Genomic DNA, 9692 nt, shown 5'->3' with positions numbered 1-9692 from the left:
GATCGGGGAGGGACAGGGACCTTCGGGATCGCAGCGGCCATCGGGGCGGGGTTGGCCGGCTGTCCGGGAGGCAGTACGCGCGCCGCGCCACGGTTGACCGGACGGCCCGCGGCGGCGCGGGCGGCGAGCAGGGCGGCGCCGCGCGCGACGGTCGTGCCCGGGTCGGACGTGTCCGCGATCGGCACTTCGGTGGCGGTCGAAAGATATTCGGCCAGTAGCGGTATCGCCGCGCCGCCGCCGACGAGGACGATGGCCTCGACCTCATGCCCGGCTCCTACGGCCGCGTCGGTAGTGCGCACGATGCGCTGCACCGCCTGTTGCACCGGCTCGGCGATCAGCGCCTCCAGTTCCGCGCGCACGATACGCCGCTGTTCCCGGATGCCGGGCAGATTCACCTCGACCACTGCCGACATATCCCGGGAGAGCTGCTGTTTGGCGTGGACGAGTCGTGCACGCAGCTCACGCAGCCCGTCCCAGTTACGGCGATCAGTGGGGTCGAATTCCGGGTAGGCGCAGGACAATTCGTCCAGTACGTGTTCGAAGAGCAGGGAATCCACCAGCTCTCCGCCGAATTCGTGTGAGCGCGTGGCGCGTTCGACACGAACCGCCCCGCTCTTGCCGCTCGGCCGCACCACGGCGATGTCGGTGCTCGCGGCCCCGACATCGCACAGCACGACCGTGGCGCGCTCGGAAATATACTGCGCCGCAAGCAGTCCCGCGTAGGCGGCCTCCGCCTCGGATAGCAGCCTGACGGGAATTCCCCTCTTCGAGAGGGCATCACGCAGCTCGGACACGGCATGGTCGGTCCACACCGCGGGGTGAGCCACGACGACCGCGGGTGCGCCCTCGGCCAAGCAGTCGATCGCCGTGGCGACCAGCTCGGTACCCGAACGCTCCTCACCGTCGGCCATGACCGGCACCGGATCGCCCACGCGAGAGGTGAAGTCCCGGTATTCGCACCCCGCTCCGCTGCCGGGCCGTCCCAGGACCGGCCGCGCACCGCCGCCGAAGGCCAGGACGGCGGGTATCCGCGTGATGTCGGGGCGGTCTCCGGCCGCGCGGACGAACGCATCCGATCCGATGACGATGCCCAGTGCCGGTGCCATGTGCCCACTCCATTCCGTGATCCGCGTAGTTCGCTCGTGCACAAAGGCTAGGGAGCGAACCTGGTAATCCCCTGCGTGCCCGCTGTGTGATCAATCCCGGCTCTGATCAGGTCAAACAGTTCACAGAACTTTGTAAGCAACCTGTGGCTGAGCCACAGATCACACCTAGCTGGCTCATAGGCGGCGTCCTTAACTTCGGATCGCAATCGCCCTCGCGGAAGAACGGGGTCGGCAACGAATAGGAACAGCAATGACTGTGGAGATGGAAGCAACCGGATCGACCCAACTCGCGGCGACCGGTGTGGATGCGCAGCAGAGCCTGTCGCAGACCGTGGTCGGCAGCGAGGCGCCGCACGGCAGCGTCGCCGTGGCCACCGACGCGCAGATGCCGGCCGCACACCCCGCCCTCGTCGGCGTCGGCGCCACCGTGCAGACCGGCTCCGAGTCGCTACTCGCGGGCAGCACCCAGAACGACTGGAACACCCACGTCGGCCCCGGCAGCACCGTGGACATGCAGAGCATCTCCCACTCCGTCCCCGAGACCTCCGACACCCACACAGGCTTCACCGACAACATCACCGCCAGCGATTTCCAACAGTCCGTCTCCGAATGGTCGCAAGCTGGAACACATTTCGCCGAGAGCACCGCCTCCACCACCTACGAGTCCGAGACCCAGAACTTCGGCGACCACAACAACCTCACCCAGACAACCTCGTTCAGTGACAGCGAGCAGTCCAGCGATCACACCGGATTCACCGGCGGCCAAACCAGTTTCGCCGATCACCAGTCCGTGAGCGAACGCTCGCAGCTCGGTGATCACGCCGGTTTCGCGGGGGCGAGTTCGTTCAGTGACAGTGAGCAGTTCAGCGATCACACCGGATTCGATGGTGGCCAAACCAATTTCGCTGATCACGAGTCTGTCAGCGAGCGCTCGCAGCTCGGTGATCACGCCGGTTTCACCCAGACGAACTCGTTCAACGAGAGCGAGCAGTTGCGTGACCACGTTGGATTCGGTGGTGGCGCCGGCTTCGGTGAGCAGACCAGGTTCGTCGACCGCGTCGATGACCACCGCACAGATTTCAGTGAGCACTCGCACGGCGGTGACCATGCTGGCCTGACCGGGGTGAGTTCGTTCAACGAGAGCGAGCATTTCGGGTTCGTCGGCGAATCCGGCCATGGTGAGCAGAGCAGATTCGCCGATCACGAGCATGCGGGTGACCGTCAGACAGATTTCGGTGAACATTCGCACGTCGGGGACCACAACGGCTTCACAGGCGCGAGCTCGTTCGGCGAGGGTGAGCACACCAATTTCAATGGTGGCACTGCCTCCTATCAGCAGACCAGCTTTACCGATCACGAGTACGGTGACCGCCGCGCAGATTCCGGTGAGCATTCGCGCATAGGGGACCACAGCGGCTTTACAGGGGTGAGCTCGTTCAACGAGCGCGACCAGTTCGGTGAGCGCGTCGGATTCGATCGCGGGATCAGCCACGATGGGCAGACCAGATTCTCCGAGCACCAGTTCACCGACGACCACCGGGCAGATTTCGGTGAGCAGTCGCACCTCGGCGATCACGTCGGCTTGGCTGGGGTGAGTTCCTTCGATGAGCGCGACTATTTCGGTGAGCACAACGGCCTCACCGAGGCGAGCTCGTTCAGTGAGAGCGAGCAGTTCGGCTTCGGTGGCGTCGGTTTCCGTGAGCAAACCAGCTTCAGCGACCACACCGGCACCTGGCCGGGCCGAACAACTCAGAACGGCTTCGGTGGCCACGATCAGCACGACGGTCCGGGACAGCCCGGCCTCGGCGGGGACCACGGACACCAGAGCGGATTCGGCTACCCAGGAGAGCGGGCCGGCGACCACGACCGAGGCAACGGCTCCGACAACCACGGCCGCCCCGGCCATGTAAACCCTGGCGGCCCCAACCGTTCCGGCGACCACGACGGTGCGGGTACCCCTGGTGACCACAACCACCCAGGCGGTTCAGGCGAGCACGGCAACCCCGGTGACCACGGTGGCCTCGGTCAGCACGGCAACCCAGGCGAGCACGGCAACCCAGGCGAGCACGGCAACCCCGGCCGGTTCGGCAACCCAGGCGAGCGCGGCAACCCGGGCGAGCGCGGCAACGACCACGGCCGACAGGGCAACCCAGGTGACCATGGCAACCCTGGCCTCTTCGGAAACCCCGGCGAGCGGGGCGGCGACCACGACCGGCAGGGCAACCCCGGTGACCACACCCGCCCCGGCGAGTCGAACGGCTTCGGTGATCACGGTCGCCCAGGAGATATCAACCCGGGAGGCCCCAACCGCTCTGGCGACCACCGCGGAAGCAGCGTTGGCGACCATGGCAACGTCGGCCAGCACGGCAACTCGAGCGAGTGGGGCGGCTCGGGTCGGTCCGGTGAGCGCGGCGCCGGCCAGCCCGGTGAGCATGGCAACCCTGGCGACCACCGCAACTCCGGTGGCCACGGCAACTCTGGCCAGTTCGGCAACCCCGGCGAGCACGGCGGCAACCAAGGCCGACAGGGCACCCCTGGTGACCACGACCATCGTGGCGAGTCCAACGGTTCTGGCGACCACGGCGGCCGAGGAGGCGTCAACCCAGGCGGCCCCAACCGTTCCGGCGACCATGGCGGTGTAGGCAGCACCGGCGATCACAGCCACCCGGGCGGTTCAGGCGAGCACGGCGCCCCTGGAGAGCACGGTGGGACCGGTCGATACGGCAACCCCGGACAGCACGGCAACGGCGGCGACCATGGTCGGCCCGACAATTCGAACGGCTCCGGTGACCATGGACGTCCAGGAGATATCAACCCGGGAGGCCCCAACCGTTCTGGCGACCACGGCGGTGCGGGAAGCACTGGCGGCCAGGGTAACTCCGGTGAGCATGGTGGCGCGGGTCGGTCCGGCGGGCGCGGTGGTGCCGGTCAGTCCGGTGATCATGGGAACCCGGGAGGCTCCAACCGTTCTGGCGACCACGGCGATCCCGGTGGGCGAAGCAACCCGGGTGAGCATGGTGGGGCTGGCGAGTACGGCAACCCCGGGCAGCACGGCGGTGCGGGAAGCGTTGGCGGCCACGGTAACTCCGGTGAGCGCGGTGGTGCGGGGCAGTCCGGTGGGCGTGGGAATTCCGGTGGTTCCAACCATTCTGGAGACCACGACGGTGCCGGCAGCTCTAGCAACAATGGGAATCCTGGGCAGCATGGCAACCCTGGTGAGCATGGTGGTGCTGGTCAGTCGGGTCAGCACGGCAATCCCGGTGAGCATGGTGGCTCGGATGGTGCGGGGCAGTCGGGTACGCACGGTAACCCTGGTGGTGTGGGCCAGTCCGGCCAGCACGGTAACCCTGGTGAGCATGGTGGTGCCGGTCAGTCCGGTGAGCACGGTAACCCTGGCGGTGTGGGTCAGTCGGGTCAGCATGGCAATCCGGGGGATCATGGTGGCTCGAACGGGGCCGGGCATCCGGGAGTGAACGGGAACTCCGGTCAGCATGGTGGTGCGGGGCAGGTTGGTGAGCACGGCAATCCCGGGGGTGCTGGTCAGGATGATGGGGCTGCGCATGGAAATGCCGGTGCGGCGGGTGGTTTGGCTGTGGGTGGCAGTGTGCATGCGGGTGGGCAGTTCGGTGGGGCGGGAGACTCGCAGCGTGGCAATGGTTCTCAGGGAGGAGAGCACCAGGCGGGGCAGCGGGATTCTGGTACGCAGGGGGAGCGGTACGGGAGTACGGCTGGGTCCGCCGGCGGGCAGGCTCAGGGTGGATTCACTACCAGTGCCACGGCTTCGGCGGCTACTGCGCCGTCGGCGGATCTCGGGTCCGCGCACAGCACGGGGTTGGCGTCGTCGTTGACGTCCAGCACCTCGCTGGGCTTGTCCGGGACCAGCACTACGGCGCTGAGTCAGTCGAGCACCGTGAATAGCGCGCATGTTAGCCAGGCGGCCGCGGCGACCACGGCCGTGACCACGGCGGCGACCTCCGAGGCGGCTGCTACGGCGGTTGCGCCGGTAGCGGTCACTCCGGTGTCCACGGCGGTGCAGACCGACGTCGCCACGCAGTCCGTGTCCCACACGGTGGCGCAGGCGACGGCCACTCCTACGGCCAGTGCGGTGTCGAACTCGCTGTCGCTGACCAGCACCGCGGCCCACGCCCCGGCTGCCGACCTCGGCGCTGCGACTACCAGCGCCACCGCGGCCACGAGCACGGCCGCGGCGGCCGGAGGCACTGCGGCTGCGGCTTCGGAGACGTCGGCGACCACCGGGACCAGCACAGCCGCGCACGGAACCACCGCCAGCGAGAGCACGTCGGCAACGACCGCCACCACGGCCGCGAGCACAACCTCGCACGCGACCGGCGCGGCCGCTACCGCGACGGACTCCGCCGCGAGCACGACCGCGCATACGACGGGTTCGGCCGCCACGGCGACGGATTCCACAGCGAGCACGACCGCGCATACGACGGGTTCGGCCGCTACCGCGACCGATTCCACTGCGAGCACGACCGCGCACGCGGCGACGACCGCTCCCAGCGCGGACCTGGGCACCAGCTCCACGTCCGCGACCGACACGCACACCAGCGCCAATGTCACCGCGCTCGCGTCGACTCCGACCGCCACCACGGCCTCAACCACCGCGGCGGCAACCAGCTCGGACACCGCGCACGCGTCGACAACGGCCGCCGGCACGGTGCCCACGACCACGTCGGCGGCCACCACCGCCGCGTCGTCCAGCGACACCAGCTCGTCGACCACGCACGCGGCCGACGTCACCGCCGCGGATACCTCGGCGACGACCACCGATCACAGTGGGCTGTCGACGAGCAGCAGCGGCCTGTCGAGCGGACTGACCTCCGACTCGAGCGCGTCGCACAGCACCACCGACGGCCACAGCACAACGCTGACGACCGATCTGCACCACTGATTCCCTCCCCGGTGGCCCGCTGCGGCGGGCCACCGGGACCATCCAACTGCCTTTCGAGGAGCAGAAAGTGACCACGTCCAGCCCGGTTCTCGCCGCAAAGACCACTGCGGCAACCAATTCCATGACAGCGCTGCTGGACGAGCTCCGGTCGGTGACCGATGCCGTCGGCCGCGCCGACCTATCCGTCCGTCTGCGGGCGGCCAGCCAACGCATCACCGACAACCGGCTCCGCGTCGTGGTCACCGGCGAATCCAGGAAGGGCATCAGCTCACTGGTCAACGCGCTCGTCGCGGCGGACGTCTGCCCGACGGCCGCCGGACGGGGCAACCCCGCGCGGGGCCCGGTGGTCGTCGAGTACGGCGAGTCGTCGTCACGACGGCCGGCCGGGGACCTCGACCACACCGAACTCGTCACGCTCCCGGCGCCGCTGCTCGCGGAGGGCCTGGTCATCATCGACACCCCCGGTGTGACCGGCGGCGGCTCCCGGCGCGCGGCGGCCACGCTGGAGCTGCTGACCACCGCCGACGCGGTCCTTTTCGTCTCCGACGCCAGCCAGGAGTACACCGCACCGGAAATCCGCTTCCTGGAACAGGTTCACCAGCTGTGCCCGCTGGTTGTCTGCGTGCTCAACAAGATCGACAGCTACGTGCGCTGGGACGACATCCAGAAGGCCAACCGTAAGCACCTCACCGCCGTCGGGCTGAGCCTGCCGATCCTGCCGGTCTCCTCGGCCATGCACGCGACCGCGCACCGGCTGAGCGACGAGGTACTCGAAGTCGAGTCCGGCATACCGCAATTGGAGACATTCCTGCGCGGTCACCTGATCGAGCGGGCCGACACGGTGGTCCGCGAATCGTTCGCCAACGACGTGCGGGCGATCTCCGATCACGTCGCGCTGGCGATGAACACCGAGCTGACCACGCTGCACGACCCGGCCCGGGGCGCGGAGCTGATCGAGCGCATCCACGCCGCCCGCGACACCTTCGACGGTCTGCGCAAGCGAACCGCCAACTGGCAGTACGTACTCGGTGACGGCATCACCGAACTGACCGTCGCCGTCGACCACGACCTGCGCACCCGGTTGCGCGCTCTGATCCGCGAGAGCGAGGAGGAGATCGCGAAGTCGGATCCGGTGAAGCAGTGGGAGGCATTCGGCAAGAGCCTCGATGAGCGCATCGCCACCGAGGTCAGCGCGAACTTCCTGCTGGCGCACAAGCTTTCGATCGAACTGACGGACAAGGTGGCCGAGCGGTTCGCCGCCGACGGCCCGGCGCAGCTGCCCAGCCTTCCGGGCTCCGGCACCGGCGCGCTGGCGGAGCAGTGGGGCACGCTGGAGACCTTGGAGAGCAACAAGGCCGGTGTCATCCAGCGCACCATCACCAGCCTGCGCGGCTCCTACGGTGGTGTGCTGATGGTCGGGGTGGCCACCAGTCTCATCGGCCTGGCTCTGGTCAACCCGTACTCGATCGCCGCGGGAGTCCTGCTCGGCGCAAACACCTTCCGGGAGGATCACAAGTCCCTGAAGGCGCGTCGCCGAGCCGAGGCCAAACTGGCGGTGGCCAAGCTGATGGACGAGGTCGTCTTCCAGGTCAACAACGAGTCCAAGCAACGACTGCGGGAGCTGCAGCGGACCCTGCGCGATCACTTCACCGAGGTGGCCGACGAGATGCTGCGCTCGGCCGAGGAGGCGCTGCGGGCGGCTCAGGACGCCGGCACGCTGCACGACAGCGGACGGGCCCAGCGCATCGCCGAACTCGACGCCATGTCCAACCGGCTGCGCGAATTGCGCGTGCGGGCAGCGACTCTCGCGAGCGGACCGGTGCAGGCGCAATGAGCGAGCGAACGATGTACAGCGCCGGTCTCCCGCTCCTGCCGAAGTCGAGCGTTGGTACAGCGCAGGCGACGAGTGCGATGGACGCAGCCGGTGCGGCGCAGGCGATGAGTGGGCGGAGCAAGCGAACGATACCTGCGTTCGGTCTCCCGCTCATGGTGGAGTGGAGTGTTGTTGCGGCGCAGGCGATGGGACGGCGAGGCGAGCAAACGATAGATACAGTCGGGCCCCAGTTCATGCTGGAGTCGAGCATTGGAGAGGCACAGGCATGAGCGGGCAGGAGTTGGAGACGGCGCGGCGGCTGATCCGGTCTGCCCGCGGCATGATCGACCCGCGCTCGCGCTGGGCCGGAGAACTGGCCGACTGTGCGGCCCGGTTGGATCAACCGTTACGGGTGGCCCTGGCCGGAACCCTCAAGTCCGGCAAGTCCACTCTGCTCAACGCGCTGATCGGCGACGAGATCGCCCTGACCGACGCCACCGAGTGCACCCGGGTGGTCACCTGGTTCCGGCGTGCGCCCGCGCCCCGAGTCGATCTCACCGTCACCGACGGGCGGCAGATGCGACTTCCGGTGCAGCGCAACAACGGTCAGCTCACCCTCGACCTCGGTGTGCCGGCCGACCGAGTGCGGCAGCTGATGGTGTCGTGGCCGTCGTCACTGCTGGACGAGTTCACCGTCATCGACACGCCGGGCACCTCCTCCAATTCGCACGACGTCTCCGAACGCACACTGGCGCTGTTGCTCCCCGAGGACGGCCCCTGCGCGGCCGACGCCGTCGTCTACCTGATGCGCGACCTACGAGACGCGGACGTGCAACTGCTTGCGGGACTTCAGGATCGGATGGCGACCGGCGGTGGCCCACTGGGCGTACTCGGCGTGCTGTCACGAGCCGACGAGATCGACGGCGGGCAGGGCGAGCCGCTCGCGGCCGCCCGCCGATTCAGCGCGGAACTGGCCGAGGCGCCGGCCCTGCGCGGCCTCCAGCAGAGCTTCATCCCGGTGTCGGGCCTGTTGGCGATCCGCGGCCAAACCCTGCGCCAGGCAGACTTTCTCACGCTACGGGCGCTCGCGACGGCACCTCCATCCGTACTGCAGTCGACCCTGGTCGCCGTCTCCCGTTTCACCGCAACGGACAGCGAACTGCCTGTCCCGGCCGCCGAGCGCCGCCGCCTCGCCGAGGCATTCGGCCTGTTCGGGATCCGCCTGGCAGTGTCGCTGATCCGCTCCGGTATCGACGACGCCCCCGCCCTGGCCGCCGAACTGGTACGCCGCAGCGGCCTCGACGAGCTGCGCCGCACCCTGCACCTCCACTTCGGCGAGCGCAACGAGCAACTCAAGGCCCATTCGGCCCTGTCCACCCTGGCCCGGATACTCGCCCGCACCCCGTCACCGGCCGCCGCGGCCCTGTCCCGCGAGGTGGCCCGCTGCCTGGCCGATACCCACGCCTTCACCGAACTACGCCTCCTGTCGAGCATCCCCACCACCCGCCTCGACGCGGCCGACCGAGCCCGCGTAACCCGCGCCCTCGGCGGCGAGGGCATCGCCCCCCACCGCCGCCTCGGCCTGTCACCCGACACCCCTTATGCCGACTGCCGAACAGTCGCCCAACGCGCCGTGCGCTACTGGCGCGCCCAACTCGACAGCCCCCTGTTGGACCCACTGACGGCCGCCACTTGCCGCGCTGCCGCCCGCAGTTGCGAAGCGATCATGGCCCAGGACCCCACCGTGTCTCCGGTCGGTGGTCATCGCGGCGAACCGCCCCGCCCGAGGCGTGCCGCCACCCCCAACCAATACGGCGAACGTAACGCGTTGCGCGCCGACCACATCCGCGTGTGACCG

Annotated in this window: 8 protein-coding genes; 2 read left to right on the top strand and 6 right to left on the bottom strand. The window is 68.7% G+C overall.

Annotated elements, in window-relative coordinates:
• From JZ791_RS34560 to JZ791_RS34540, 6 genes are all read right to left on the bottom strand, one after another.
• Positions 1 to 1106, bottom strand: a 1106-nt coding sequence (locus JZ791_RS34560; protein WP_216900518.1) for an Hsp70 family protein, incomplete at its 3' end; no start/stop codon positions are given.
• A gap of 448 nt (positions 1107 to 1554) precedes the next feature.
• Positions 1555 to 2886 carry a hypothetical protein gene (locus tag JZ791_RS46310; protein WP_216900516.1) on the bottom strand — a complete coding sequence of 444 codons (1332 nt, stop codon included), beginning with the start codon at positions 2884 to 2886 and terminating at the stop codon, positions 1555 to 1557.
• A 204-nt stretch (positions 2887 to 3090) separates the two neighbouring features.
• Positions 3091 to 3765, bottom strand: coding sequence for a hypothetical protein (locus JZ791_RS34550; RefSeq protein ID WP_216900514.1), 675 nt, complete (start codon positions 3763 to 3765; stop codon positions 3091 to 3093).
• Positions 3766 to 3780: 15 nt separating this feature from the next.
• Complete coding sequence (locus JZ791_RS34545) at positions 3781 to 4668, bottom strand: hypothetical protein (protein ID WP_216900512.1); 888 nt, start codon at positions 4666 to 4668, stop codon at positions 3781 to 3783.
• Positions 4669 to 4856: 188 nt separating this feature from the next.
• Positions 4857 to 4991 carry a hypothetical protein gene (locus JZ791_RS46205; RefSeq protein ID WP_256462015.1) on the bottom strand — a complete coding sequence of 45 codons (135 nt, stop codon included), beginning with the start codon at positions 4989 to 4991 and terminating at the stop codon, positions 4857 to 4859.
• 12 nt (positions 4992 to 5003) lie between these two features.
• Entirely contained in the window at positions 5004 to 5897 is an 894-nt protein-coding gene (locus tag JZ791_RS34540; protein ID WP_216900510.1) for a hypothetical protein, read from the bottom strand.
• A 191-nt stretch (positions 5898 to 6088) separates the two neighbouring features.
• Here JZ791_RS34540 and JZ791_RS34535 point away from each other — a divergent pair, with 191 nt between their 5' ends.
• On the top strand, positions 6089 to 7855 hold the full coding sequence (locus JZ791_RS34535) for a dynamin family protein (RefSeq protein WP_308163258.1): 1767 nt from the start codon (positions 6089 to 6091) through the stop codon (positions 7853 to 7855).
• A gap of 265 nt (positions 7856 to 8120) precedes the next feature.
• Entirely contained in the window at positions 8121 to 9689 is a 1569-nt protein-coding gene (locus tag JZ791_RS34530; RefSeq protein ID WP_216900508.1) for a dynamin family protein, read from the top strand.
• The last annotated feature ends 3 nt before the right edge of the window (positions 9690 to 9692 follow it).

This window comes from Nocardia alni, from assembly GCF_019038435.1.
Taxonomy (GTDB): domain Bacteria; phylum Actinomycetota; class Actinomycetes; order Mycobacteriales; family Mycobacteriaceae; genus Nocardia; species Nocardia alni.
Note: the sequence above shows the minus strand (reverse complement) of the source record. Positions and strands in the feature narration are given on the sequence as shown.